General features: G+C 48.7%; 22 protein-coding genes. 18 read left to right on the plus strand and 4 right to left on the minus strand.

The genetic code is table 11. The features are described 5' to 3' along the window. Positions 1–43: 43 nt before the first annotated feature. Both EJL91_RS09990 and EJL91_RS09995 read left to right on the plus strand, forming a co-directional pair. Entirely contained in the window at positions 44–1,168 is a 1,125-nt protein-coding gene (locus tag EJL91_RS09990) for an extracellular solute-binding protein (RefSeq protein WP_125141783.1), read from the plus strand. A gap of 412 nt (positions 1,169–1,580) precedes the next feature. After that, positions 1,581–2,222, plus strand: a complete 642-nt coding sequence (locus EJL91_RS09995) for a LysR family transcriptional regulator substrate-binding protein (RefSeq protein WP_164516802.1) — start codon at positions 1,581–1,583, stop codon at positions 2,220–2,222. A gap of 235 nt (positions 2,223–2,457) precedes the next feature. On the opposite strand, the gene EJL91_RS10000 is transcribed toward EJL91_RS09995, so the two are convergent. After that, positions 2,458–3,171, minus strand: a complete 714-nt coding sequence (locus EJL91_RS10000; RefSeq protein ID WP_125141785.1) for a response regulator — start codon at positions 3,169–3,171, stop codon at positions 2,458–2,460. Then, positions 3,161–4,285, minus strand: coding sequence for a sensor histidine kinase (locus tag EJL91_RS10005; protein ID WP_125141786.1), 1,125 nt, complete (start codon positions 4,283–4,285; stop codon positions 3,161–3,163). Before EJL91_RS10005 ends, EJL91_RS10000 begins: the two co-directional genes overlap by 11 nt. A 229-nt stretch (positions 4,286–4,514) precedes the next feature. On the opposite strand from EJL91_RS10005, the gene EJL91_RS10010 reads away from it, so the two are divergent. The 3 genes from EJL91_RS10010 (at position 4,515) to EJL91_RS10020 (ending at position 7,578) form a co-directional block, all read left to right on the plus strand. Next, a complete protein-coding gene (locus tag EJL91_RS10010; protein WP_125141787.1) occupies positions 4,515–5,387 on the plus strand; it encodes a methionyl aminopeptidase in 873 nt (290 codons plus the stop codon). 21 nt (positions 5,388–5,408) lie between these two features. After that, entirely contained in the window at positions 5,409–6,440 is a 1,032-nt protein-coding gene (locus EJL91_RS10015; protein ID WP_125141788.1) for an immunity protein Imm33 domain-containing protein, read from the plus strand. Positions 6,441–7,296: 856 nt separating this feature from the next. Next, complete coding sequence (locus EJL91_RS10020) at positions 7,297–7,578, plus strand: hypothetical protein (RefSeq protein WP_125141789.1); 282 nt, start codon at positions 7,297–7,299, stop codon at positions 7,576–7,578. Here EJL91_RS10020 and EJL91_RS10025 read toward each other — a convergent pair. Together EJL91_RS10025 and EJL91_RS10030 are read right to left on the minus strand one after the other, a co-directional pair. Then, complete coding sequence (locus EJL91_RS10025) at positions 7,575–8,276, minus strand: (Fe-S)-binding protein (protein WP_125141790.1); 702 nt, start codon at positions 8,274–8,276, stop codon at positions 7,575–7,577. The two genes, EJL91_RS10020 and EJL91_RS10025, sit on opposite strands and share 4 nt — an antisense overlap. Positions 8,277–8,344: 68 nt before the next feature. Then, complete coding sequence (locus EJL91_RS10030) at positions 8,345–10,141, minus strand: sigma-54-dependent transcriptional regulator (protein WP_125141791.1); 1,797 nt, start codon at positions 10,139–10,141, stop codon at positions 8,345–8,347. 235 nt (positions 10,142–10,376) lie between these two features. Between EJL91_RS10030 and EJL91_RS24560 the strand changes: the two genes are divergently transcribed. The 13 genes from EJL91_RS24560 (at position 10,377) to EJL91_RS10090 (ending at position 25,975) form a co-directional block, all read left to right on the plus strand. Then, the gene (locus EJL91_RS24560) at positions 10,377–10,553 is read left to right on the plus strand and encodes a hypothetical protein (RefSeq protein WP_164516803.1); all 177 of its coding nucleotides are present in this window, start codon (positions 10,377–10,379) and stop codon (positions 10,551–10,553) included. Beyond that, a complete protein-coding gene (locus EJL91_RS10035) occupies positions 10,525–11,826 on the plus strand; it encodes a four-carbon acid sugar kinase family protein (protein WP_125141792.1) in 1,302 nt (433 codons plus the stop codon). The genes EJL91_RS24560 and EJL91_RS10035 overlap by 29 nt, the downstream gene beginning before the upstream one ends. Further along, on the plus strand, positions 11,804–12,958 hold the full coding sequence (locus tag EJL91_RS10040) for an iron-containing alcohol dehydrogenase (RefSeq protein ID WP_125141793.1): 1,155 nt from the start codon (positions 11,804–11,806) through the stop codon (positions 12,956–12,958). The genes EJL91_RS10035 and EJL91_RS10040 overlap by 23 nt, the downstream gene beginning before the upstream one ends. A gap of 116 nt (positions 12,959–13,074) precedes the next feature. Then, on the plus strand, positions 13,075–13,977 hold the full coding sequence (dapA, locus tag EJL91_RS10045; protein WP_125141794.1) for a 4-hydroxy-tetrahydrodipicolinate synthase: 903 nt from the start codon (positions 13,075–13,077) through the stop codon (positions 13,975–13,977). A gap of 40 nt (positions 13,978–14,017) precedes the next feature. Next, positions 14,018–15,067, plus strand: coding sequence for a 4-hydroxythreonine-4-phosphate dehydrogenase PdxA (gene pdxA / locus EJL91_RS10050; protein ID WP_125141795.1), 1,050 nt, complete (start codon positions 14,018–14,020; stop codon positions 15,065–15,067). Between the two features lie 13 nt (positions 15,068–15,080). Further along, on the plus strand, positions 15,081–16,217 hold the full coding sequence (locus EJL91_RS10055; RefSeq protein WP_125141796.1) for a TAXI family TRAP transporter solute-binding subunit: 1,137 nt from the start codon (positions 15,081–15,083) through the stop codon (positions 16,215–16,217). A 109-nt stretch (positions 16,218–16,326) separates the two neighbouring features. Continuing rightward, positions 16,327–18,291, plus strand: a complete 1,965-nt coding sequence (locus tag EJL91_RS10060; RefSeq protein ID WP_125141797.1) for a TRAP transporter permease — start codon at positions 16,327–16,329, stop codon at positions 18,289–18,291. A gap of 24 nt (positions 18,292–18,315) precedes the next feature. Then, on the plus strand, positions 18,316–18,762 hold the full coding sequence (locus tag EJL91_RS10065; protein ID WP_125141798.1) for a NanQ anomerase/TabA/YiaL family protein: 447 nt from the start codon (positions 18,316–18,318) through the stop codon (positions 18,760–18,762). 464 nt (positions 18,763–19,226) lie between these two features. Next, on the plus strand, positions 19,227–20,444 hold the full coding sequence (locus EJL91_RS10070; RefSeq protein ID WP_125141799.1) for a sodium/glutamate symporter: 1,218 nt from the start codon (positions 19,227–19,229) through the stop codon (positions 20,442–20,444). Positions 20,445–21,038: 594 nt separating this feature from the next. Next, the gene (locus EJL91_RS10075; RefSeq protein WP_125141800.1) at positions 21,039–22,043 is read left to right on the plus strand and encodes a LacI family DNA-binding transcriptional regulator; all 1,005 of its coding nucleotides are present in this window, start codon (positions 21,039–21,041) and stop codon (positions 22,041–22,043) included. A 49-nt stretch (positions 22,044–22,092) separates the two neighbouring features. After that, on the plus strand, positions 22,093–23,199 hold the full coding sequence (locus EJL91_RS10080) for a substrate-binding domain-containing protein (RefSeq protein WP_125141801.1): 1,107 nt from the start codon (positions 22,093–22,095) through the stop codon (positions 23,197–23,199). 299 nt (positions 23,200–23,498) lie between these two features. Continuing rightward, positions 23,499–25,001: a sugar ABC transporter ATP-binding protein gene (locus EJL91_RS10085; RefSeq protein ID WP_125141802.1), complete on the plus strand. Its 1,503-nt coding sequence runs from the start codon at positions 23,499–23,501 to the stop codon at positions 24,999–25,001. Further along, positions 24,998–25,975, plus strand: coding sequence for an ABC transporter permease (locus tag EJL91_RS10090; protein WP_125141803.1), 978 nt, complete (start codon positions 24,998–25,000; stop codon positions 25,973–25,975). The genes EJL91_RS10085 and EJL91_RS10090 overlap by 4 nt, the downstream gene beginning before the upstream one ends. The last annotated feature ends 93 nt before the right edge of the window (positions 25,976–26,068 follow it).

Consider the following 26,068-nt stretch of genomic DNA (forward strand, 5'->3'; position numbering starts at 1 on the left):
GTTATTAAAACTTAAAAAATATATAAGAGGGAGAGTGTATTTTATGAAAAAAAGAAGACTGACAGCAGCATTTATGGCAGCATTTATGGCATTGTCCATGACCGCATGCGGAGGAAAAGAAGCTCCGGCTGAGACAAAGAAAGCAGAACCGGCAGCGGAGAACACTCAGGAGCAGGGGGAATCTGAGGCAAAAGAGGAAAGCAGCGAGAGGCCGTATTACGTAAGGCCGGAGGGTGAGATATCAGGGAAAATCACCGTTTACACGACAATGGAAGAAACACAGCAGCAGGTCCTGAGCGACATATGGAAAAAATATTATCCAGACTGTGAACTGGAAATCCAGGCCGATTCGGTAGGAACACTGGCGACGAGAATCAGAAGTGATGAATCATGTGATGCTGACGTGGTAATCGGCGGTATGTTTGCCGCGGACGGTGATACCTATCACGATATCCTGCAGCCGTATACTGCCGCATGTGACAGCGAACAGCTTTACCACGATGAGTCGGGATATTACAATTTTTATGATGTTCAGGTTATGTGTCTCGTAGTCAATCCGGCGCTCAGGGACGAGTTGGGGGTTGAAATCAACGGATATGAGGATTTGTTAAATCCGGCCCTGGAAGGAAAGATTATTCTTGCGGCGCCTGATTCCACATCTTCAGGCTGGCGCCAGCTCCAGACGATTCTGGCTGTAATGGGAGATAAGTTTGACGATGACAAGGGCTGGGATTATATCAAAAAGTTGATTCCTGCCAGCTTCTCCACAACATCCTCTAAGGATGTTTACAACCTGGTCAGTAACGGGGAGTATGTAGCGGGGCTTTCCTATGAATCAAGTGTAGTCGCCCTGATTAACGACGGCGCTCCGATTGAGTGCATCTATATGGAAGAAGGAAACACGGCCATGGCAGGCGGCGCGGCAATCGTTAAAAACGCCCCGAACCTTCCGGCAGCCCAGGCAATGGTGGATCTCCTCACCTCAGCCGAATTCCAGGACGCCCGTGCAGAAGTATCAGCAGGACGCGGTTCTAACGGCAACTGCAATTTAAGCGGCCTTCCGGCGGAAGATACACTGGGAATGAAGGAGCTGGATTTTGCTTATCTGAAAGATCATAAGGAAGAGATTCTGAATCACTGGAATGAGTTATATGCGGAGCTGAATTAGTGCCCGGTAGACAGCCAGCAGCTCTCATAAACAAATAGACAGATAAGGGGCTGTAAAAAAACAGCCCTAAAGAAAACTCGCTGAGGTTGTGAGACTTCAGCGAGTTTTCTTTGTAAGTGTAAAATCCATTATTTATGAGCGATTAATATCTTTCTCATGATTACAAATCGAGTTAGCACCACTAGGCCCAAAATGATTCCAACCGCACCCATAATAGAAAACATAATATTAGATATTTTGCTAAAGGGAATAAAGGATGCGCCAACAGATGCAAATATGGTAATACTGATTATAATCGCACGATGTAAGTTTTGATTTTTGCGATCAAACCTCGTTGCAATCAGAAACAGTCTGCCGGACACTGTAGAAAAGATTGCAAGAATGATGATGCAGGAGTATATGGCAGATAACTTTGGCAAAAAGAACTGCACAACCTATTCGCATTGCCACTTTAGCTAGTGTTTCAATTCAATGGCTGCCTATCATTATTCAACGTTTCAGTGCAAAGCATCCGAATGTCAATGTTGATTTCCGCATGATAGATTTATCGGTTACGATTGAACAGTTACTTGAGCAAGAGGGGATGGACATAGTCTTTACAAGCAGACTGGCGAAAGGGAACTATGACTGGATTCATCTGAAAAAAGATCCCTTATACGCGGTTCTTCCACCTGATTATAATAACGGAGGCGAGCCTGTCTTTCGGCTTGAAAAATTTGACGGATTGGATTTTTATGTGGCATCGCAGGGATTCGATGTTGATATGATGCACGCTATGGAATCAACCAATGCGAAGCCGAATTACAAACCTGTAAACATCGACGATCAGGCATTGATTAATCTCATAGAGCATGGCATGGGTGTTACAATTCTACCGGAGCTGGCCATACGGGAGCGAAGCAGCAAAGTCCAAGTTATGCCAGTATTTCCCCATTCATATCGGGAACTTGGAATTGCCATACATTCTTTGGAGCATTCTCCGATTATCATTCGGGACTTTATTAAGGTGTCCCAGGAAATGGTCAGCTTTTTGTGTAAGGATGTTGATGCCTGAAATTATATGGAAGTTTGTCGAAAATTGATGTTGTATGATTGTTCCAAATTGCTTGTCATTCCGCACATCCACAAAACCGACAGACCTAGGGACATTTTGTCCACAAGCTATAGCGCGGGAGGGACAGGGCGTATAACACACAACAAACAAGCGGTATGCCACCTACCGGGAGCATACCGCTTGTTTGTTGTTCAAATCCATAAACGACACAGGTCTATGAGTTATCCTCGGCGTCCTAATTTGCCGCCTCATCCTCCACCATACGGTACCCGATGCCGATCTCGGTAAATATGTACTGCGGTTCCGCTGGATTCTGCTCCAGTTTCCTTCTGATGTGGGCCATGTTCACACGGAGAATGCTGTTGTCATCATCCGCGTACGGTCCCCATATATTAGAAATGATGGCGTCGTATGTCATGACACGGCCCGAATTCTTGGCCAGCAGGGCGATAATCTTAAACTCGATCTGTGTCAGATGAATCTCTTTATCCCCCAGCGTTACCAGATGTTTTTCAAAATCAATCGTCAGGTCCTTGGTATGGAACGGCCTCTTGTAGAGCGGAGAGTCCGTATTCAGCCTGTTGCTGTGGCGGAGTGCGGTACGGATTCGCGCCAGCAGCTCGGAGGTTCCGATTGGTTTTGTCAGATAATCGTCGGCTCCCAGATCCAGGGCCTTTACCTTCTCCTGTTCCTGAGTACGGGCGGAGATAACAATAATAGGAATGCTGGCCCATGTACGCACCTGCTTGATAATCTCCATTCCGTCCATATCCGGAAGACCCAGATCGAGAAGAATGAGATCGGGACACTGCGATGTGATGATAGGTAATGCCTCCTTGCCCGAATGTGTTTCCGTGATTTTATAATCCTGGGCGGATAATGAGGTTGAGATAAAGTCACAGATATTTTTTTCGTCTTCAACAAGAAGAATAGATGTTTTATGAGTCAATTTTTGCGCCCTCCTTTGGCAGTGTAAAGTAAAATTCGGCGCCGCCGTTATGGTTGGCCGCCTTGATATCGCCTCCATGGGCGACAATGATTGTCTTACAGATGGATAAACCGATTCCCATTCCTTTTCTTCCGTCGTTGGATGTGCTGGTGGTGGAAGAGGAACCGTCAAAAATCGTGCTCAGTTTCTCCGGGGGAATGCCGATTCCGTGATCCTGTACGTGGAATGTGACGAATTCATCTCCGCTGTCCACATAGCATTCGACCGGTTCGGTGGTTTTGGAATGGACAAATGCGTTCTCGATCAGATTAATCAAAACCTGCTCGATCAGAACGGCATCCATTGGAATCATCAGCACCTCATCAGGAACACATACGTTAACCTTGGCATCCGGAAGTCTCTTCTTCAGCCGGATTACGGCTTCGGCCACAACTTCCTCGACTGGTTCCAGGGATTTATTCACTTTTGTGGTTTCATTGTTGATACGTGTGACAGACAGCAGATTTTCCACCATGTTTAAGAGCCAGTTGGAATCCTCCAGAATATGGGAAACCAGGTCGCTCTTCTCCGTCTCGGTCAGATACTTGCCGTTCTCCAGATAGACGGTGCTGGAACCGATGATGCTGGTCAGCGGAGTACGGAGATCGTGGGAAATGGCACGGAGCAGGTTGGCTCTCATCTTCTCTTTTTCCGCCTCCATCAAAAGTTTCTCACGCTCGGAGAGAATACGCGCCTGCTCCTTCATATTCGTGGTAAGGGCGCTGGTGGCGATGGAGATGGAGAACATGGCGATGAAAGTAATCGGATATCCAGTCAACGTAAAATCCAGTGCAAAATAAGGGTATGTAAATAAAAAGTTGACGCAGACAACGCCGAAAAGAGAGGCGAACAGTCCGAAAAAGTATCCGGTTGTAAAACGTGCTGTCAAAAACAGGGCCAGAATGTAGCACAGGGCGATGTTGGCAGTAGGATTCTCCATAATATGAAAGAAAACGTACGAGAGACAGGTGGCAATAGCGAGCAGAGCGCCTGTCACGAACCAGTCGTTAATGGTTCCGTACTGCTTAAAAGGTGTTTGATGTTTGACTGTTTCTTCGATGTCCTGATTGCTCATAGCCGGGTAGTCCTCCTGCACATACTGTTACTGTTTGTTAACATTATACAATCTTTCGCGCCAAAAGAGCAATGAAGATGTGTTAAAAAGTTGAAAAGGATGCGGACATTGATTTTTTTACCGCCTTGTGCTACACTCCAATGCAGTGGGAGATCGGGAAAACAGGAGCCGTCCGGCGTTTATGGCGGTCTGTAACCTGTAGACATATTAGTAGTCAGAAAGGAAAGATATGAAAAAGTTAGGAAGAAATGATGCCTGCTGGTGCGGCAGCGGAAAGAAATATAAACATTGCCATGAGATGATAGATGAGCGTCTGGCCGCAGAGTCCGACAGGGGCCATATTGTCCCGACAAGAGATCTTTTAAAGACCCCGGAACAGATAGCGGGAATCAAAGAGAGCTGCGCGATTAATATCGCGGTCCTGGACTATGTGGCGGAACATATCAGAGAGGGCGTGACGACGGAGGAAATTGACAAGTGGGTTTACGACGAGACCACAAAGCGCGGTGGAATCCCGGCTCCTCTGGGCTATGAAGGATTCCCGAAGAGCGTGTGCACCTCAATTAACGAACAGGTATGCCACGGAATTCCCTCCGAAGATATAGTGTTAAAGGACGGAGACATCATCAATGTGGATGTTTCTACTATATACAAGGGATATTTCTCAGATTCCTCCAGGATGTTCTGTATCGGCAATGTAAGTGAAGACAGACGGAAACTGGTGAACGTCGTAAAAGAGTGCGTGGAGCTGGGGCTTGAAGAAGTAAAACCATGGGGATTCCTGGGCGATATGGCCGAGGCGGTGAACGAGCATGCGGTAAAGAACGGATATACTGTTGTGCGTGAAATCGGAGGCCATGGAGTCGGCATCGAATTCCATGAAGAGCCGTGGGTCGGCTACATTGGAAAACGCGGTACCGATATGATGCTGGTTCCGGGCATGATTTTCACAATTGAGCCGATGGTTAATATGGGAACGAGTGATATTTATGTGGATGACTCGGATAACTGGTCGGTTTATACGGCAGACGGGGAGCCGTCCGCACAGTGGGAGATTATGGTGCTGGTGACGGAAGACGGGCATGAGGTGCTGGCGTATTAAAGGATACAGAAGGGACGGAAGATGGGGACAATTGAAAAGATTGTAAAAAAGGTCGCTGATTTTAAAACAGAGCTGGAAAACATGCCCGTGAACAGTGAGGCCGCAGCGGTCAGCCGTGAGGAATTCACCCTTTTGCTCAGCGGGATATCCACGTGCCGGAAGGCGCCTGGAATATCGGAACATATGGGGTATGAGAAACTGTATCACTGTAAAACCAGGGAAGATGCGGAAGAGACGCGGGAACATCTGCAGAGACTGTTCGGCATACATGACGAAGAATCATTTCTGGAGGCCTGCCGCAGAGAATATTCCGGCAGCGATCAGTATGAGCAGTTCATGACCTTCTGGGCAGGTGCGCCTCTGTTTGATGTGAGTGAACTGTCACCGGAAGGGAAAGAAGCATTCAGCGAATGCTTTGAACTTTCGGAGCAGTTTTATCCGATTTTGAAGGAGAAGGGCTATTATGCCTGGGATATCAGTGAAAAGATCGGACTTTTGAGAAAGGCCGCCGCCTGCGGGATTGTGTCTGATGAGAGGTTCTGGGAACTGTCGGATCCGTGGGTGAGGCAGGCGCAGGTATTTTACCATTCTTACAGGGAATATGCGGTTAGCTGCCTGTGCGGAGCAGTTTATTTTATGCACCGTGACAGCCCGGACCTGGAAGGATTTTACCAGCTCAATGAGAATCTGGCCCGCCACTTATTCGAAGAGGGCGGCGCCTGGCAGAGATCCGGATGGTATGAGCCAAAGGAGCGCGAATGGGCCGATTTGATGGCCGGTTCAAATCCGGGCTGCATCATCACGAAGAAGGCCATAGACAGCGGTGAAATTGGCTACATGTACCGGGAAGAGCCGGTGGAAGGATTTCCTGACTGCGGCTGGCGTTTCTTTGTGGGAGACGAGCCGGATGAGTATGTCAACCAGGTGGAAAACAGCACCGTCTGCAGTTACAATACAGTCTGCAACCTGGATCCGACGGTATTGGCGTACTTTTACGCGGACTGCGGCCGTAAATTTGGGAAGACAGAGGATGGGTGGAAGGAAGAATTCTAATAATTCGAATATGCAAAAAACAGGAGCCAGACATATCAAAATGCCTGTGCTCCTGCTTTTTTTCTGAAAACGGAAAGGGGGAAGTGAAAAAGTTTTCAGAATCTATATTAAGGAAAATTATTGTTAGTCGAGCCCAATGACCATTGCGCGCTGTGTAATTATCATTGGCCTCATTGATGTTATGTACTTATCATACAGGAGAAGTGTGTCTATTGTTTGACCAACATATAAAAAGAGTCTAAAATAAATTAAAAAAGCAGGACAGTACAGGTATAAAATGGGGATTTAGTTGAGATGCGAGGACGCCTCTGTAAGACGGCGGACGGGGTGGTGGGAAGGTGTGTATGAGTCTTCAGTCCCGGTTGGTAGGGTGTGGTGAGGGGGAATCCAGGAGAAAAAATTCCTGCGGGGACTCGCTCCCGCTTGTGGAATGCGCAACGGGTGCTAGATTCGAAAATACCTCATCAAGCACCGGCGGATTCCAAGGTCTCCCTTCGGAAAGTTTTCTCCTTCCTTCCCCGGGCAGGTTGTCGGCGGGACTGAAGACTCAGCGAAGGTTATTGCCCCGTCCGCCGGCTTCAGGGGCTGATTGTCTCTTTCGTCAAGTGGGGAGGTGGTATTGTCGCGGCCACGATATAGTCATAACTATTTTACATTCTGACGATATCCTGGGCTGCATAAAAAGAGTATCAGAATAAACAGTCTAAGATTAAAAGATTACAAGTTTTAATAGTCTCATAGTGAACAGAATGTAGCTTTCAGGCATCCAGAGCAACGTAGTGGCAGCGACAGGTGCCTCCCCCATTGAAGAAGTAGGACAGATCAGCCGCCGCAGGCCGGGGGCCGGGCAGCCGTCTTGGCGGAGTCTTTCGTCCCGATCATAACCTTCCTGCGGGGAAGAAGGGAGAAAAAGATTCCGGAGGGAACCTGGGAGTTCATTGGTACTTACCGAGGTCTTTTCGAGGTTAGTACCATTATGTACTCCAACGAGCGCAAGCGTTTCCCGCAGGAACTTTTTCTGCCCGGATTCCCCGCCCGCGACACCCTGACGCCCGGGACGAAAGACGCATCGATCCCCCTCACCACCCCGGCCCCCGACCTGACGGCGGCGTCCTCATTTTCAATAATATCCCCTTAATGACAGGCAATATACTCCTCCAGCGTATCATGATAAACATCAATTCTCATTTCCTGCAGTTCAGTCTCCTCGCCCAGGACAAGATCGGTCATGTGATGCGGCGTTTTTCCGCCGATTGCCATGGATTTGATACAAGAGACGCAGTATACGGCGACGTCCTGGCAGGGCATTTGGGCGGCGCGTTTTTTCTGAAGCTCGGTCACTTTCTCAATTGGAAGACGAGGATAGAAATTATCTCCGCAGCAGATAGACTTCGTGCCGCTGAACTCCGAATCGATGACCTTAATATTCATCTTGCCGAGAAGGCTCCGCACTGCGGCATGGACCTGCGGCTTCGGGCGGTAGGAGCAGGAATCATGGACCGAGAGTGTCAGTCCGGCATAATCCGGCAGAGGCAGCTCTTCTATGCTGTCCAGCACCTCCCACAGGGAGATGGTCCGGATCCCATCATACAGGGAACGGAACCTTCTGTCACAGCCGGCGCAGTTGTTGATGATGGTAGAGCCCTGCGGCAGACCTGGATCGTGGTGGCAGCAGATGTTGTGCATCCGCACAGGCCCGAAGTAACGGTTTAAAAGCTCCAGAAGTTTGTGCTCGGAGGACGGCTTATAGACGCTGAGCGCGCAACCGGGGTTAAAATAACATTTTTCCATATTGATATCCGATATTTTAATACTGGGTATGATATATTCTTTCATTTGTGTTTTCTCCTTCTGTTTTTTCATTCGCAGGTTAATGCTTCATTCGGCCGGTGAGCTGAATGTATTTATTCTTTTAACAGCCTCCAAAGTGTAGTTCTGCTGATTCCAAGCCTCTTTGCCGCCGCGCTCTGGTTGCCGCCCAGTTCCTCCAGAACGGCGTGGATGATGTCGTGGTTTATCTCATCCAGCGTCCTGTTCAGGCTGACTCCCTGAAGCGGTGAGAAAGATGAGCCGTGATCCGTGTCTGATTCGGTACTGCGCTCCTGTTCCAGGCACCTTGCAACCGTGGCTTCCAGGATATATGGGGTCGTGGTAACCGCCGTCAGTTCGCTTAAAATCCTCTTGAACTGCGTGTAATTGCAGGGCCAGTCATACGCGGCCAGAAGTTCCATGGCGCCGGCTTCCAGCCCCAGGATTTCTTTGGCCAGGCTGATATTTAAAGAGCTTAGTGAAAGGTTGGCCAGAACCGGTATTTCTTCCTTCCGTTCCCGCAGCGGCGGCAGGTGGATAGTCAGACAGGAAAGCATATTGACAAATTCCATGCACTGCTTCGGAATTATGCCGTCCCTGCCGCACACGCAGGAAAAGAGAAGACGGTTGCGGCGCGCCAGGTTCATATCCACGATGAGGGAAAGTAACTGACGGTGGCGATCCTCCGGGAGCGAGTCGACATTTTTCAGGTAAATTGTATTATTATTATCATTAAAGGGAGAGTTATAGTGGTTTGTCAGGAAGGTCCAGCTCTTGTCGTTCATCATGGCAAAATTGATGACAACCAAAGGATTGTGCTGGAGCGGACTCTGGGTGTAAATGGCCCCGGCCACGCGTTCCTTGCCTGTCCCTTCCTCGCCGATAATCATAATGGGAAAATCGGTCTGGGTCATCTGTTCCACTGTGGACTGAAGTCCCCCGATGGCTCCGGTTACGTTATAAAAACTGTTGTAAAATGTATTTTCTACATCGTTCTTACTCAGATACTGAACCCCGTATTTGCTGCTTGCAAAAGGCACCTTGTTGGAGGAAAAGTAAAAAACCACGTAAGCCCGGCCGTAAAATGGGATCTGGCGGCTGGTGATGGAGTACAGCGTGCCTCCGATATTTTTAAACGAGCGGTGTGTGTCAACAGCGAGCGCAGCAGGAATTTCACGTCTCAGCACATCAATGATGGGTGTACCGGCATCCGCTTCCAGCGTAGAGAAGAACACCTCCTCCTTCTCATTAAAAACTACGGTTTCATGGCTGTCCTTGTGGATGACATTCTGGAGGAATTTATTCTCCTCCCGAAGGAGAGAGTGGCTCCGGCATAATTTTACCGCCTGGTCAAAGGCATTGCCGATGCTTTCGTTGCCGGAAGTGATTAAGATTGCATTTAACCCAAGCTTTTTAGCTGTCGTGTTTGCGATCATATCACAGAGCACCATACGGTAGCCCTTCTTTTTTAGAGATAACAGGACATCCTGGACCTCATCCCCGCTGTGTATCGTGCAGATTTCCACTTTATACTGGAGAAGATCGCAGAGAAGCTGGGCACTGCTTGTAATGCCCGGGAAACCGACGATTGCATAGCGGGAAGAAAAGTTCTCCGCCATCTTGATTGCGCGCAGGATGTCGTAGACCGAGAGTGCGATCTCAATAACGGGCAGAGGCGTGATTGCCCCGATCAGTTCCGCCGTGCCGCCGCGCGAGATGATAATGTCAAAATCTTCATGGAAATTCTTCTGGGCGATTTCCGCGCCCTTGTGGAGATCGCCGACAAATACGCTTAAATCAATGTCGTCGCGCTCTTTGGCCAGTTTCTGCATGATAGACTTCATGCCTTCATATGGCGCAATTCCGAGTATTCTGATCTTTCCCTGGTTCATAAAATCCCCCTCCCGGCAAATCCGGTTCCAAAGTGGTTACGGTTCACTCTGTGTCCGATAACACGCTCCGCGATGCACAGAAACGGCAATAACGCCGTTTTGCGCCCAACAATACTGAGATTCATTCTTAACACGTTTTTGTTTCATTCTGAAACAATTGTATCATATCGCAACAAAAAAAGAAAGGAAAAATAAAAAGTGTTTCAAATATAAACAATAAAATGGATAAAAAAGGTTGAGGAAGGAGGAAATAGCTAGTAAAATTAAACACAACAAAGGAAAAGAAACAGTTATTGACAATAAGCCAGAAAATCAACTGGTCAATTATGCAGAGGGTGTGTTTAAAAATGAAACAGTTGATATCGGGCAGGAAAGGAAACAATATGGTGAAATTACTGATAATCGCAGATGATTTCACGGGCGCACTGGATACAGGAGTACAGTTCGCGGCAGGTGGAGCAGAGACAAGAGTAGTGACCAATACGGAATATAATTTCGACAGCGTGGACGGGCAGGTACAGGTTCTGGTTCTGGATGCCGAGACAAGGCATCTGGGCCGGGAAGAAGCCTATCAGGTTGTTTTCCATATTACTGAAAGAGCATATAAGAGTGGGATTCCATTTATATACAAGAAGACAGATTCCGCACTCAGAGGAAACGTTGGAAGCGAACTCAAAGCAGTTCTTGATGCCACTAGGCAGACCTCCCTCCAATTTCTTCCCGCGTTTCCAAAAATGAACCGGGTGACCAGAAATGGAATCCACTATATCGACGGGATTCCGGTTCACGAGAGTGTATTTGGAAAGGATCCGTTTGAACCCGTTCTCTATTCAGGCATACCGGAGATTATCGGAAAAGATGTCCCTTCCACGGTGGTGCGGAATATGAACGATTGGAGCCGGGTTCCCGGAATCATGATATATGATACTTCCACCGAGGAGGAGATGAGGGAGCAGGGGAAATTCTTAATGGAGAAAGACGAGCTTCACATCATGGCCGGATGTGCCGGTTTCGCAGGGGTTCTCCCCTCACTGCTGGGACTGAAAGGCAGCGGACAGAGAAAGGTGGCAATGAAAGGAAACTTCCTCGTCGCATGCGGAAGCGTGAACCCTATCACCAGAAAGCAGCTTGACTACGCCGAGAAGCACGGTTTTAAGAGAATCCGGATGACGCCGGAGCAGAAGCTGGAAGCCGGATATTATCAGACGCCGGAAGGAAAAGCAGTGCTTTTGCACTGGAAAGACATCTGCAGCCGGAACACCTGCAGCATTATAGACACCAACGACCTGCCGGGGCAGAATGAAACACTTCAATATGCAAAAGCGCAGGGAATTACGATGGAAGAGCTGAGAGTCAGAATTTCATCCACTCTGGGATTTGTGGTGAAGGAACTGATTCTGATGGGGCTTGACACTACACTTTTGATAACGGGAGGCGACTGCCTGACCGGTTTTATGAAACACATCGGCCGCGAGGAGATTGCGCCTGTGTGCGAGATGGCGCCGGGAACGGTACTTTCGGGCATTGAGATAGGTGATAAAACATTTGCAGTCATATCCAAGTCGGGAGGATTCGGAAGCAGCACCCTGATGGCAGATTTAGCCGGAATTATCACAGGAAATGCAGAAGAGACAAGACAGGATAAGAAAGAGGAGAAAAAGTATGTTAACACAGTATACGCTTAAAATGCCGCACGCAGTGTACAGCGGAGAGAATGCCTTAAATCACATGGCCGCCCTCATCGGCGCCGATACAAAGAAAATCGCCGTATTTACCGATAAGGGAATTATCGGAGCGGGACTTCTCAGACTGCCGCTGGAAAAAATTGAGGAAACCGGCAGAGAGTATGTGATTTTCGACGAGCTGGCAGCAGAACCAACCTACGGTCAGGTGCAGGAGGTTGTAGACGGGTTTAAAAAATCGGGAGCCGATTTTATCATAGCGGTCGGCGGAGGCAGTGTGATGGATACAGCCAAGCTGGCTTCCGTACTGGCAACCGATGAGTACGGTGTAAAAGAACTTCTCGACAATCCGGGAATGGCCGGAAAATGTGTAAAGACCCTGATGATACCGACCACGGCCGGCACAGGGGCGGAGGCTACGCCGAACGCCATCGTGGCGGTGCCGGAGAAAGAGCTGAAGGTTGGAATTGTCAATGACAATATGATTGCCGATTACGTCATCCTGGATGCGGTTATGATTAAGGAGCTGCCGAGAAAGATTGCGGCTTCCACCGGAGTGGACGCCCTGTGTCATGCAGTCGAGTGCTTTACTTCTAATAAGAAGAATCCGTTCAGCGATATTTTCGCTCTTCAGGCATTCGAAATGATTATGAAGAACATTGAAAAAGCCTGCGACGACCCGGAAGCGCTGGAGGAGAAGAACAACATGCTGATTGCATCCTTCTATGCGGGGGTTGCCATCACGGCGTCGGGAACCACGGCAGTCCACGCGCTTTCCTATCCGCTGGGCGGCAAGTACCACATTCCGCATGGCGTTTCTAATGCAATCCTGCTGGCCCCTGTCATGAAGTTCAATGAACCGGTCTGCCGGGAGCTTTTTGCCGAGGCATATGACAGACTTGCCCCGGATGCCGGTGCAAAGACGGCCGGAGAAAAATCGGCGTGGGTCGTAAACAGGATGAATGAGATTGTGGAGCATTTGAACATCCCGAAGAGCCTGAAGGAATTCGGAATCGGGGATGAGGACCTGGATACCCTGGTTTTAGCGGGAATGGACGTACAAAGGCTCCTTGTCAACAACATGAGAACGGTAACGGCAGAAGATGCCAGGAAACTATATCTTGAAATTATGTAGCAGATGAAGATAAAACCGGGCCAAAGCAGTCCGGTAACCGTCCAAGGTACAAGCGGCATTCCGCCGGAGCCGGCGACGTGAGAAAAAACAGCAGGAAACCAGGAGGAAATCAGGAAATGAAGAAGGTAGAGATTAAAGGAATTATCCCGCCGATCGTTACGCCGATGAACGAAGACGAGTCCATCAACGGGCAGGAGCTGCGCAATCAGGTAAACCGCCAGATTAAAGGCGGAGTACACGGCTTATTCCCATTTGGAACAAACGGCGAGGGCTACATATTAAACGAGAAAGAAAAAGAGGAAGTTCTAAGCATCGTGATCGATGAGACGAAAGGCCGTGTCCCGGTCTATGCGGGAACGGGCTGCATCAGCACAAAGGATACCATCAGACAGTCACAGATGGCAAAATCCCTGGGTGCAGATGTTCTCTCTATCATCACACCATCGTTTGCGGCGGCTTCCCAGAATGAGCTTTACGATCACTATAAGGCGGTGGCTGAGGCTGTGGATATGCCGATTGTATTATATAACATCCCGGCCAGGACGGGAAACGCCCTGGCTCCGGCAACCGTGGCAAGGCTCAGTAAAATAGAGAATATCGTGGGTGCCAAGGACAGCTCAGGCAACTTTGACAATATGCTCCAGTATATCGAGCAGACAAGGGACCGCAGCGGCTTCGCGGTGCTTTCCGGCAATGATTCCCTGATTCTGTGGAACCTCCTGGCCGGAGGAACCGGCGGTATCGCAGGCTGTGCTAACGTATTTCCGGAGGTTATGGCCTCCATCTACAATTACTTTGTGGCAGGCGACCTGGAGAATGCGAGAAAAGCGCAGGACAGCATCCGTTCTTTCCGGGGATGTTTCAAATACGGCAATCCCAACACCATCGTAAAAACGGCCGTAAACCTGCTGGGATATCCGGTAGGAAAGTGCCGCGCCCCGTTTAACCAGGTTCCGGAAGAGGGAATTGAAGCTCTTAAGAAGGTCCTGGCCGAAAACCACGAAAAAGGGATGTGCTGACAGAGTGGAAATAGGGATGACAGACCGGAAAGGGAAAGCAATGGCTGAGAGATTAATTCTTGGAATTACAATGGGAGACCCGGCCAGCATCGGACCGGAGATTACCGTTAAGGCCCTGGCAAAGAAAGAAATCTATGACGAGTGCCGCCCCCTGGTAATCGGTGACGTCTCCGTCATGGAGGAAGCCGTTAAAATTGTGGGGAGAGAAGATATCAAAATCCGCGCGGTGCAGTCGGCCGGAGAGGCACGGTATGAATTCGGAACCATAGACGTTTATGATATGAAGCTGGTGGATATGAATACCCTGGAGCGCGGCAAAGTATCCGCGGAGGCGGGGGACGCAGCGTTCCAATATGTAAAAAAGGTAATAGAGCTGGCTATGGCCGGTGAAATAGACGCAACGGTTACAAACGCATTTAACAAAGAGGCAGTGAACCTGGCGGGCCATCATTATTCCGGCCACACCGAAATCTATGCGGAATTTACCGGAACAAAAAAATATACGATGATGCTGGCCCACGAGAATTTGAGAGTAGTCCACGTATCCACCCATGTTTCACTCAGGGAAGCCTGCGACAGGGTAAAAAAAGACAGGGTGCTGGAAGTGATAAGGATCGCCCACCAGGCATGTAAAGACCTGGGGATTGAGAATCCGAAGGTAGGGGTGGCGGGCCTCAACCCGCACAGCGGCGAGAACGGTATGTTCGGCCGCGAGGAGATTGATGAAATCATACCGGCTATCGAAGAAGCAGCGAAAGAGGGAATCCGGGCAGAAGGCCCTGTGCCTCCGGACACGGTTTTTTCCAAAGCAAGAGGCGGATGGTATGATATTGTAGTGGCTATGTACCACGACCAGGGACATATCCCGTTAAAGGTTGTTGGTTTTGTTTATAACGAAAAAGAAAAAAAATGGGATGCGGTTGCAGGGGTCAACATCACTTTGGGACTTCCGATTGTGAGGTCATCCGTAGACCATGGGACTGCCTTTGACCAGGCAGGCCTCGGCATAGCAAATGAACTCAGCCTTGTAAACGCCATTGATTACGGCGTAAAACTGGCAAAGGGCAGTAAAGAAAAAAAAGGAGAATAGTGGAGGAAAAACTATGAAAAAGAGCATGAAAAAACTGTTATCCGTAGCATTAGCAGCTACAATGGTACTGGGTCTTTCAGGATGTAACGACGGCAGCAGCCAGACGGCTGGAACGACGGCCCCGGCAGCGGAAGCGGCTGGCACGGCAGCTCCGGCGGCAGACGGCGCTGAGACGGAAGCAGCGGGAGCATCGGCAAAAGCAGAACCTGCAAATGCCGGCTTAAACGCAAATATCTTATTCGCAACGCATGAAGTTGGAACCAGCAACTATAACCTGTCCGCAGAGCTTGCCAAGCTGTGGGAGGAGAATGGAATCGGGACGGTAGACGTACAGCCGATTTCTCCTGGAGGAATGGGCGCTCCTTACCTGTTTGAGCAGGGCAAGACGGATGTTTCCTTTATCAACGGCGCTCCTGCAAAGTGGGCATTTGAAGAGGGCACGCTCGGCAAACCCCCTGTAAAGGGATACAAAGCCATGATTGGCGGACTTACAAACGTATCGGCCGTAAACTTCATGACAAAAGCATTTATGGATAAATACAATGTTCAGACCGTGGAAGAAGCCATCAGACAGAAACTTCCAATCCGCATCGGCTGCAGCCCGGTAGGTTCCATGGATAACGAAGTGGTTCAGATTTTACTTCAGTACCTGGGTGTAACGGAAGACGATGTCAAATCCTGGGGCGGCGATGTAGTGCACGGCGGCGGTTCCGACCTTTCCGCAATGGTAAAAGACGGAAAGTTAGACTTTATGTTAGACCATACATCTGTTAACTCTTCCACAATGACGGAAATCGCTATGACATGTGACGTTCACTTCAACCAGTGGGAAGAAGCCACACTTGACTACTTTGTAAACGAAAAAGGATTCCAGAGGATTGAAATTCCGGCAAATTCCTGGAAAGGCCAGACAGAAGTGATTATCAATGCCGGAACACCCGACTGCTTATTTGTGAAAGAAGACCTCGACGAGGATGTTGTTTACTGGATGACAAAGACAATGTGCGAGAACAGGGATTATCTTGTATCCGTGCTGGCATCCATCGAACCATTTGACCCTGCAACATGCTGGGAATCTGAGAAGGTCGGCGGACTTGAGCTTCATCCGGGCGCTGAGAAATACTTCAAAGAAGCAGGATACATTAAGTAAACAGTGAAAAGAACGTTTAGCAGACTTTTCATTGCCAGTCAATAAAAAGCTCGGAGGGGAGCTTGCTAAAGCCGGCTCCCTTCGTTGAAAGATAGTGGAGGAATGAATTATGAGTGAAGCGAATGCCTTGAACCAGGATACAAAGCCAGTTAGCAAATTCGCAAGCCTTCCAAAGTGGAGATATGCATCTTTAGTTGTACTTTCCGTAGTATTGATTGCTTTCCAATTGTATATAGCATTGGTGAGGCCGCTTGATAAATGGATTCAGGTGCCGATTCACCTTTGCCTGGCTCTGGCAATCGCCTTTATTCACAAACCTGTTGCGGATAAGTGCAAAACTTCGGCAACGAAAGCGCTTGGATGGGCCTATGATATTTTCCTGCTTGCGGGAGTTGCGTTCTGTGCCTATTACTTTATTTCAAATTTAAGTTACCTGCAGAACCGTATTTATAACGTGGACAGCATGACTACAGCCGATTTAATCTGTGCATACTGGCTTCTGTTCATCGTCATGGAGGCGGTGAGAAGGTTTATGGGTATGAACCTGTTTATCTTCATCTGTGTATTTATTGCATATGCATTCTTAGGACAGAAAATCAGCGGTATTTTCAAATTCCGCGGTATGTCATGGCAGAGTTTCGGCGAGGTTATGGTGATGGATCCGAACGGTATCCTGGGTTCACCGCTGTCGTCATCTGTTAACACCCTGTTCTACTTCCTGCTCTTCGGCGCCTTCTTCTCGGTGTGCGGCGGCGGCCAGGTACTGATTGATTTGGGTATGAAACTCAGTGACAAGACGGCCGGAGGCCCGGCAAAGGCATCGGTAGTGTCTTCCGGACTGATGGGAATGATTTCCGGTTCGGCTGTTGCAAACGTAACAAGTACCGGTGTTATGACTATCCCGCTGATGAAGAAATCGGGCTATGAGCCTCATCAGGCAGGCGCCATCGAGGCGGTAGCCTCCACCGGCGGCCAGATTATGCCTCCTATCATGGGTGTCGGCGCCTTCATTATGGCCGAGATGATCGGTATCAGCTATACGAGAATTGCCATGGCAGCGATTATTCCCGCTCTGGCCTACTATGGTTCCGTCTTCCTGCTGGTTCATTTCCTGGCAAAGAAGAAAAAGATGAACTCCCATGACGAAGCGGTTGTCTGCAAGACAGCGCCGATTATGCCGAGAATTTATCAGCTGGCTCCGATTATTGTGCTGGTAGTTATGATTTTCATGGGAAGCTCCCTGACAAGGGCAGCCCTGGTAGGTTCGGCCCTGGCTATTATCGTAAGTTTTATTTCCAAAGATACCAGAATGAACGTAAGCCAGTTTATTGATGCCGTACTGGACGGCACCAAACAGGCATACGGAATTGCCATTCCAACCGCTGCCTGCGGTATCATGACAGGTATTGTAGTACAGTCCGGCGTGGCGAACAAGCTGACAAAGATAATTGCGGCAACGGGAAGTTCCAGCCTGGCTCTGGCGCTGATTATCACAATGCTCGGATGTATGCTTCTCGGTATGGCTCTTCCAACCGTAGCGGCTTACCTGATTGCCAACATCCTGTTCTGCTCCACACTGATTTCACTGGGAATCGATCCGCTGCCCGCCAATATGTTTATTTTCTACTTTGGCGTTATCGCACAGATTACACCGCCGGTATGTCTGGCATCCTTTACAGCTGCCGGTATCGCGGGGGCCAGCTCCTGGAAGACGGGCTGGACGGCGTTCGCTTATGCGCTTGTGTCCTTCCTGACACCTTACGTATTTGTGTTCCATCCGGCGCTCCTGCTCCAGGGAACCCTGACGGAAGTTATCGTCAATACGGCGATTATGGCATACGGCATCATCTTCCTGGCAGGCGGTATTGCAGGTTATCTCTTTGTACCGATTAAGAGTCCGGTTGTCCGTATTCTCCTTGCATGTGTTGCTATTTTCATCATCATTCCTGAAAATATCACAACACTGATCGGTATCCCGATGGGAATCGCGGTCCTGGTTTATTTCTTTATCCAGGGCAAGAAGCATAAGGAAGCAAAAGCTTCGGCCGGCGCAATGGCAAAAAGCTGCGTCTGATGGGGTAAAGGAGAAATAAAGAGTATGATTATCGATAAATTTGACAACATCCGATTTTACAGCTGCATGCTTAACAATCTGGAGAACGGACTTCAGGCCGTAGAGGCCCTGCGTAATCCCGAATCCGGTAAATACGAGTTTGACGGTGGATTCTTTATGGTTCAGAAGGGTGATACAAAGCCTATGGCCGAAGGGACGTTCGAGGCCCACAGGAAATACGTGGACGTTCAGATAGTCTTAGAGGGCAGCGAGGAGATTGCCTGGGCGGATCTGGAAGATCTAAGGGAAGAAGGGGAGTATGACAGCGATAAAGACAAAGCTGCCTATACAGGCTCCGAAGAAAATGCGATGAAAATCACCGCAGGAATGTGCTACATCGCTTTCCCGCACGACGGACATAAGGCGGTGCGCCATACGGCAGAGCAGCAGTCCTACACGAAGATTGTTATGAAACTTCCGGTGGTTAAGTAAAACAGAATAGGCGCCAAGCTGGGTGCGGTTAATATGGCCTTGGGTATCAGACAAGTGAAAGTTCTGATATCCAAGGCCATTTTTTAATGTACCGCCCGTATTATCCGCATCAAAGGACAGGTGAAAAACAGGCCGTCAAGTATAAACAGCCTGAACAATTTTCTGTCTTTATCATGGAAAGACTGGGTGGGAAATTCAATGTAAGTAAGAAATAGGTATATGTTTTAGCTACTGTTCATATAGAACAAGCTTTAGTAATTTTAGTATCTTTAGTAATATTTGTAAATACAATTAAAGATAATTCACTGTAAAAGATTTTATTATGTTTAAAATATTTCATTTCCATAACATATATTTAAATATCGTTAAAGAAGACTGAAAATGGTTGCAAAGAGCTTCACTTTTGTATATTAATATTGTAGCAGGCATGCCAAGTGAACTTTATTTAATTGGGAGGTAATATTATGGGATTTGATGCAGCAACTTCAACATTAACCATGGATCTGCTGGCTACAACGGGATTCGGATGCCTTATGGTCTTCTTAGGAAAAGCCATTGTGAGAAGAGTAAAGCCGTTTCAGGATTGGGGGATCCCGGCACCGGTGGTAGGCGGACTTCTGGTGGCCCTCATTCTGAGTTATCTAAAGATATCAGGGTTTTTTACGGTTCAGTGGACGCCGACACTGGGCAGCCATCTGATGAACCTGTTTTTTACCTGTGTGGGGTTTGGGTTTAGTAAGACACTGCTGGAGCGGGGAAAAAAATTCTGTGCCGGAATAGCGCTGTCGGTGCTGCTCCTCGTACTGCTCCAGGGATTTCTGGGGATGTTCCTGGCCCAGATGCTGGGACTTCATCCTCTTTTAGGAATCCAGATTGGCACGGGAGCATTGGCCGGCGGCGTGGGCACGACATCCGCGTTCGGTCCTGTATATGAAAAAATGGGAGCCATGGGAGCAACGGAAATCGGTGTGTCGGCGGCCACGGTCGGCATGATTCTCGGGAGCCTCACCGGAGGTCCCATCGCCGTAATGCTGATTAAGAAGCACAATCTGAAAGCCGATCCCGGGGATAATATGCTGCAGGCGGGAAATGGGGATGAAAAAGCGGTTCTGGATACGGGAAAGCTTTTAAGCACGGTGTGTATGATTACAATCATAGCAGCATGCGGGATTCCGATTTATATGCTGCTCAGCCGGATTCCGTATATTGAGATGCCCTATTTTATCGGCTGCCTTTTTGCAGGAGCCATTGCCCGTAATGTGCTGGAAGGCTGTCATGCGGAAATCCACCTTCCCGAAGTAGAAACAGTGGAGCATATCTCCCTGGACATTTTCCTGGCAATCACGATCATGACCATGGATTTGAGCCGGATCACGAATGCGGTAGGCCCGATGCTTATCATCCTTTTCATAGTTACGGTTGCAACGCTTGTATTCACTTACTTCATTGGTTTTAAAATGTATCACAGCGATTACAACGCCGCCTGTATGTGCGCCGGCCTGATCGGAATGGGAATGGGTTCGGGTTCCAATGCGGTGGCCAATGAGAGGGCTGTCATGGATAAATACGGATATTCTCATATTGCATGGATTTTGTATCCCGCTTTTTCCGTACTGTGCGTTGATATATTTAATCCGCTGTTCATGTCCCTTGTTCCGGGGTTTATGGGATTGGGAGGCTGAATGCCCATATAAGGAAAATATGGTTTGTCTGCGGACTCAGGCGCCCGGAGAAATTTCCGGGCGTCTTGAATGGCCACAACTGGGAAATCCTGTCCGGAAAGAATCTATCCGGACAACTCCTTCGTCCCTGCATCCTGGAATTTGGATACAGTATTCTCTGATTTTCGACAAAGTGCATAAAAACAGAGCTTGATTTTCAGTACTTATGTGCAAAATATCAAAAATGTCTTGACTTTTATCCCCAAACTGTTATACTGAAAATAATCCAAAACGAGAGAGGTTCCGAAATCGGAATTTCTATTTTTAAGCTGAATTGTGTAAACGATTACACACTTACAGAACCATAGGTACGAAGCGTCCGTTAAATCAGGGGGATGGCTGAGAAGCCTATGATACATAAAGATTGTTGTAAACACTGATTTCTGAAAAGTGCTTGCTTGTTTTCTCATTCCAAAGTATAATTTATGTGTAAAATGTAATCGATTACACATAATCGCCGACCAGGGAACAGACAAAAGAGAGTTGCTGTACGCAGCGCGGCTGTTACGGCCAAAGGTGAACGGCAGCGGCAGAAGGGAATGAGGAAATTAAATTATGATTACGATAGCAGATGTAGCAAGAGAAGCGGGAGTATCGGTCGCCACGGTCAGCAGAGTGCTGAATAAGAACGGCCCGGTATCGCCTGCGGCACATGAAAAGGTCAATCTGGCCATTACAAAGCTCAATTATCAGCCAAATGTGTGGGGACGCAGGCTGAGGAGAAAAGAGAGCAGGATGCTTCTGATCCTTGTGCCAACCATCAGCAACCCGTTTTATTCATCGATTGTGGCAGGAATTGAGGATGAAGCAAGGCGCTACCGATTCGGCACCATGCTCTGTATCACCAATGGCGATGAAGGGCGTGAACGGGAATTTATCGAGCTTCTGTTCGACGGCCAGGCCGACGGCGCAGTGATGCTGTGCGTAAATAAAGATGACAAAGATGTAAAGGAGATCGCGGACAAGGTCCCGATCGTCCAGTGCTGCGAATTCTGCAAGGATTCGGATATCGCGCACGTTTCCATAGATAATTTTGCAGCGGCCGCACAGGTGGTGAGATATCTTCACAGCCTGGGCCACGAAAAAATAGGTTTTGTAGGAAGTGTCAACCAGTTTGTCAGCAGTGAAGACCGCCGGAGGGGATATGAGGCGGAGATGGAAAAGCTGGGACTTCCTGTACGAAAAGAATACATGGCGTATGCAGACCGCGATTACAGTTTTCAGAGCGGTATTGCAGCGGCCCGGGAGCTCCTTCAGTGCCCCGACAGGCCGACGGCCATATTCTGCATCTCTGATGTATTGGCAATGGGGGCCATCAGAGCGGCCGGAGAACTGGGACTTACCGTTCCCGGTGAACTCTCAGTGGTGGGGTTTGACGACGTCGAGTATGCGACGATGATGAACCCGATGCTGACAACGGTGTCACAGCCGCTTTACCCACTGGGCAAGACCAGCGCCCGCATGCTCATCGAGCAGATAGAAGCCGGGGAAGGAAAGGGGAAAATCTTCCTGGAGCACAAGCTGGTAATTCGTGATTCTACGGCTCAAACAGGGCCTTAGGATAAAAAATGGAGAAGTATCCAAAAAGCAAAAACAAGGAGGAAGAAACATGAAAAAAGTTTTGGCAGTAGTACTCGCATCAGCAATGGCAATGTCCCTTACGGCGTGTTCCAGCCAGAAACCTGCGGAGACAGCAGCGGCTACAGTAGCGGAAACGCAGGCTGAGACCAAAGAGGCGGCAGAGGAGACAGCGGCTCCGGAGAGCGCAGCAGCAGAAGTAACCGATTTAAAGGGTAAGATGATGGGTGTTGTTACACCGGCAGCCGACCACGGATTTACAGCAGAATCCATCCAGCACTGCGAGGCAGAAGTTAAATTGCTGGCAGAAAAATACGGATTTGACTACAAATTCATGACGGCAGCAGAGTCAGGCGAGCAGAGCAACGCAGTAGAAACAATCTTAGGGCTTAACCCGGACGTTATGGTTCTCTGGCCTGTAACAGGCGACGAGCTCAGAAGTGCGGCACAGCAGGTACAGGACGCAGGCGTTCCGTTAATCATCTATGACCGTCTGATCGAAGGTTTTGAGCCGACAAGCTGGATCATGGGCGACAACGATGCAATCGGCGAAGGCGCAGGCGAATATTTCAGCGAATACTTCAAAGATGAACTGGCAGCAGGCGAAGTAGGAATGCTTGAATTCAAGGGTGACTCTTCTACAGTTCCGATGCAGCGTTCCAACGGTTTCTGGAAGACGGCAGACAAGAACTTCAAAAAGATTCAGGAATTCTCCACAGACTGGAGCCAGCAGAAAGCCATGGAGCAGATGGAAGACTTCTTAAACACAAAGAGTGCGGAAGAAATCGAATCCGTACAGGCTATATTCACACATGACGACGAGATCGTATTTGGTATTGTTGAAGCATTAAAGAACTACAACGGACCGGCTAAACTGAACATCAAACTTATCTCCGGCGTATCCGGTGGAGAAGGCTTCATGAAATTATATGAAGGTTCCGGACTTGAGGGCATCGACTTCATGACCTATACATTCTCCCCATCCATGGTACGTGACGCCGTTGACCTTGGACTTAATGTACTCGAAGGAAAAACTCTGGATGCAAGCTACCTGATCCCGACCGAGATGATTGACAAGAGCAATTACAAAGAATACATGGAATCTGACTTATACAAGATTCGTTACAGCTTACAGTAGTGATGAAAGCGCGCTGTTACTGTTCACAGGAAGTATTCCGCGAGGTGTTTTTTGTGAGTGGAGCGTAGCGAAAGTCACAGAAAACCCGAGGGTTGCGGCGCGAAAAGGCGTTTTTTGCCGTTTCTGTGCATCGCGCAGCGTGTTACTGGGCACGGAGTGAACAGTAACAGCGCGCTTTGCGCAGTTTTACCGTAATTAACGATGAAAAGCACGCTCCGCGGACTTTTCACCGTCATCAAGGAGTGATAAGCCGGTCGGTTACTAACCGGCCGGCTTTTCCTGTAGAGGAGGTTCCACCTATGAAATTGGAAATGCAAAAAATCAGCAAGGAATTTGGTCCCGTCCTGGCGCTTCAGGATGTGGATTTTCAGATAGGAAGCGGAGAAATCCACGGCCTGCTGGGAGAAAACGGGGCAGGCAAAACCACATTAATGAATATTTTATCCGGCAATTTTCCTCCCACCTCCGGGAAAATAATAATTGACGGCAATGAAATTACAAATATGACTCCTCAGAAGTCAATGGAAATGAAAATCCGGTTCATTCACCAGGAACTTAACCTGTGTAATGATTTGAAGGTTTATGAAAATATGTTCCTGGGCGAAGAACTTACGAATAAAGCAGGAATGGTAGAGAAGAAGACGGAGATTAAGAGGGCGCAGGAAGTGCTGGACAGCATGAATGTAAAGATTGACGCCACGGCTCTTGTAGGCGAGCTGGAGACGGCCAAAAAGCAGCTGGTCGAGATAGCCAAAGCCCTTCTGTTCCAGTCCGAGCTTATTATCATGGATGAGCCTACCACGGCCTTGAACAACCAGGAAATCGAAAATCTGTTTACGATCATGAGACGCCTTAAGGGGCAGGGAGTAAGTTTTATTTATATTTCCCACAAGATGCCGGAGATTTTTACAATCTGTGATAAATACACGGTTCTCAGGGACGGCAAGTTTATCGAAACCGGCTTTATAAAGGATATCAATGAACATCAGGCCACCGAGCTTCTGATTGGAAAAACCTTTGTCAACGCGAACCTAAAAGAGCAGCAGGAACCGTGCATGGAGGAAGAGGTCGTACTGTCGGTGAGCGGGCTGACAGGGGAGACCTTCGAGGATATTACCTTTGATCTCCACAAAGGCGAGGTAATTGCAATTACCGGCCTTCAGGGAGCCGGAAGCGGAGAGCTGGCCACGGCCCTGTTCGGAGCCACACCGTCGAAGGGCGGCACGGTTGCGACACGGAACGGCAAACTGAACACCAGGAGCATACTGGATGTAATGCGCCACCGCGTGGCAATGATTCCATGCAACAGGAAGGAGAGGGGAATTCTCCCGGACTTAAGCATCAGGGACAATAACTCAATGGCATATTTCACACTGCTTCATAAAAAGTGTGTCATCAGCAATAAAGAAGAAAACGACCGTTTTGAGAAGAACAGAAGCAAGATGGAGATCAAGGTCGGAAGCGAGAAAGATCCGATTACATCCCTTTCGGGCGGCAACCAGCAGAAGGTAATCGTAGGCAGGTGGCTGGAGACGGACGCCGACGTCATGATTATGGATAATCCGACCCAGGGTATCGACGTGGGCGCAAAATACGCCATCTACAAGCTGATACTGGAACTTGCGTCCCAGGGCAAGGGGATCCTGGTCTTCAGCACGGAATTTCCGGAGATCTATCAGATTGCCGACCGGTGTATCGTAATGTATAAAGGGAAAATAAACGGGATACTCGAGAGAGAAGAACTGAATGAGGCGGGCGTGATGGCGCTTTCGACAGGAACGAAAACGGAGGTACAGGCATGAGTACAGCAAAGACTTCAGACAAAGATTTTAAACAGATTTGGTCCAATATAACGACAAACTACAGCCATTGGCTGAGCTTTATATTACTGCTGATTGTAGCAGTGATTATCAATCCATCCTTCCTCTCAATCACAAACCTGACAAACCAGTTTGTACAGGGCGCGATTGTGGGAATCTGTGCCATGGGCATGAGCCTTGTTATCTCGGCCGGCATGATCGACCTTTCCGTCGGTTCCTCCGTAGCCCTGATATCAGGACTTGGGGTTTCCCTGTTAAACAAGACACACAGTATCACGCTGTGCCTCTTATTCTGCCTTGGATTCGGCCTTTTACTGGGACTGATCAACGGCGTGTTTATCACAAAGGGAAATATTGCCCCGTTCATCGTTACGCTGGCAACCTTTTCGGCCTATCGCTCCATTATCACACAGCTTGGACAGGGCGGACCTTTCACCGTTGACAAGAGCATGTACGATGCATTCCGTTATGTTGCGTCCGGCAAGATTTTCGGAATTCCGCATCTGATGATTATCTTTATCCTGATTACCCTGCTGACTGGCTTCATCATGGCCAAGACGAAATTCGGCCGCTATGTTTACGCGGTTGGTTCCAACCAGCAGGCGGCCAGACTGACCGGTATCAAGGTCGGCAATGTGAAAACAATGATTTACTGCTATGCAGGAATACTTTACGGCCTTGCGGCATTCCTTTTGGCAAGCCGTCTGACTTCCATCCAGGCAGCCAGCGCCGGAGACGGTTATGAGATGGATGCTATTGCCGCGGTTGCCATCGGCGGAACGGCTATGGAAGGCGGACGCGGAAAAATTATCGGAACATTTTTGGGTGTCCTGATGCTGCGGATTATCCAGACGATCCTGATAATGGCAAACGTGCCGCCATTCTTAAACGGCCTTGTAAGAGGTATCGTTATCATCGTGGCCGTGCTTGCACAGTCTAAGAAAAAGAATAAATAACGGTTCGGAAGGTACTGAATAGTTACAAGAATAAATAACGGCGGGCTGCAGTATTTGGCCGGCAGAGACAGTTAAGATACAGATGCGCAGAAT

The sequence above is a fragment of the Clostridium transplantifaecale genome (genome assembly GCF_900626075.1).
Taxonomy (GTDB): domain Bacteria; phylum Bacillota; class Clostridia; order Lachnospirales; family Lachnospiraceae; genus Otoolea; species Otoolea transplantifaecalis.

What these genes read in the sequence shown, in the direction of transcription:
- EJL91_RS10010 (WP_125141787.1), top strand. Translation starts at nt 4,515, where the DNA reads ATGAAAAAGTTAGGAAGAAATGATGCCTGCTGGTGCGGCAGCGGAAAG.
- EJL91_RS10070 (WP_125141799.1), top strand. Translation starts at nt 19,227, where the DNA reads ATGGGATTTGATGCAGCAACTTCAACATTAACCATGGATCTGCTGGCT.
- EJL91_RS10030 (WP_125141791.1), bottom strand. Translation starts at nt 10,141, where the DNA reads ATGAACCAGGGAAAGATCAGAATACTCGGAATTGCGCCATATGAAGGC.
- EJL91_RS10005 (WP_125141786.1), bottom strand. Translation starts at nt 4,285, where the DNA reads ATGAGCAATCAGGACATCGAAGAAACAGTCAAACATCAAACACCTTTT.
- EJL91_RS10065 (WP_125141798.1), top strand. Translation starts at nt 18,316, where the DNA reads ATGATTATCGATAAATTTGACAACATCCGATTTTACAGCTGCATGCTT.
- EJL91_RS10080 (WP_125141801.1), top strand. Translation starts at nt 22,093, where the DNA reads ATGAAAAAAGTTTTGGCAGTAGTACTCGCATCAGCAATGGCAATGTCC.
- EJL91_RS10040 (WP_125141793.1), top strand. Translation starts at nt 11,804, where the DNA reads ATGTTAACACAGTATACGCTTAAAATGCCGCACGCAGTGTACAGCGGA.
- EJL91_RS10085 (WP_125141802.1), top strand. Translation starts at nt 23,499, where the DNA reads ATGAAATTGGAAATGCAAAAAATCAGCAAGGAATTTGGTCCCGTCCTG.
- EJL91_RS10035 (WP_125141792.1), top strand. Translation starts at nt 10,525, where the DNA reads ATGGTGAAATTACTGATAATCGCAGATGATTTCACGGGCGCACTGGAT.
- EJL91_RS10090 (WP_125141803.1), top strand. Translation starts at nt 24,998, where the DNA reads ATGAGTACAGCAAAGACTTCAGACAAAGATTTTAAACAGATTTGGTCC.
- EJL91_RS10025 (WP_125141790.1), bottom strand. Translation starts at nt 8,276, where the DNA reads ATGAAAGAATATATCATACCCAGTATTAAAATATCGGATATCAATATG.
- EJL91_RS09990 (WP_125141783.1), top strand. Translation starts at nt 44, where the DNA reads ATGAAAAAAAGAAGACTGACAGCAGCATTTATGGCAGCATTTATGGCA.
- EJL91_RS10055 (WP_125141796.1), top strand. Translation starts at nt 15,081, where the DNA reads ATGAAAAAGAGCATGAAAAAACTGTTATCCGTAGCATTAGCAGCTACA.
- pdxA (WP_125141795.1), top strand. Translation starts at nt 14,018, where the DNA reads ATGGCTGAGAGATTAATTCTTGGAATTACAATGGGAGACCCGGCCAGC.
- EJL91_RS10015 (WP_125141788.1), top strand. Translation starts at nt 5,409, where the DNA reads ATGGGGACAATTGAAAAGATTGTAAAAAAGGTCGCTGATTTTAAAACA.
- dapA (WP_125141794.1), top strand. Translation starts at nt 13,075, where the DNA reads ATGAAGAAGGTAGAGATTAAAGGAATTATCCCGCCGATCGTTACGCCG.
- EJL91_RS10060 (WP_125141797.1), top strand. Translation starts at nt 16,327, where the DNA reads ATGAGTGAAGCGAATGCCTTGAACCAGGATACAAAGCCAGTTAGCAAA.
- EJL91_RS10075 (WP_125141800.1), top strand. Translation starts at nt 21,039, where the DNA reads ATGATTACGATAGCAGATGTAGCAAGAGAAGCGGGAGTATCGGTCGCC.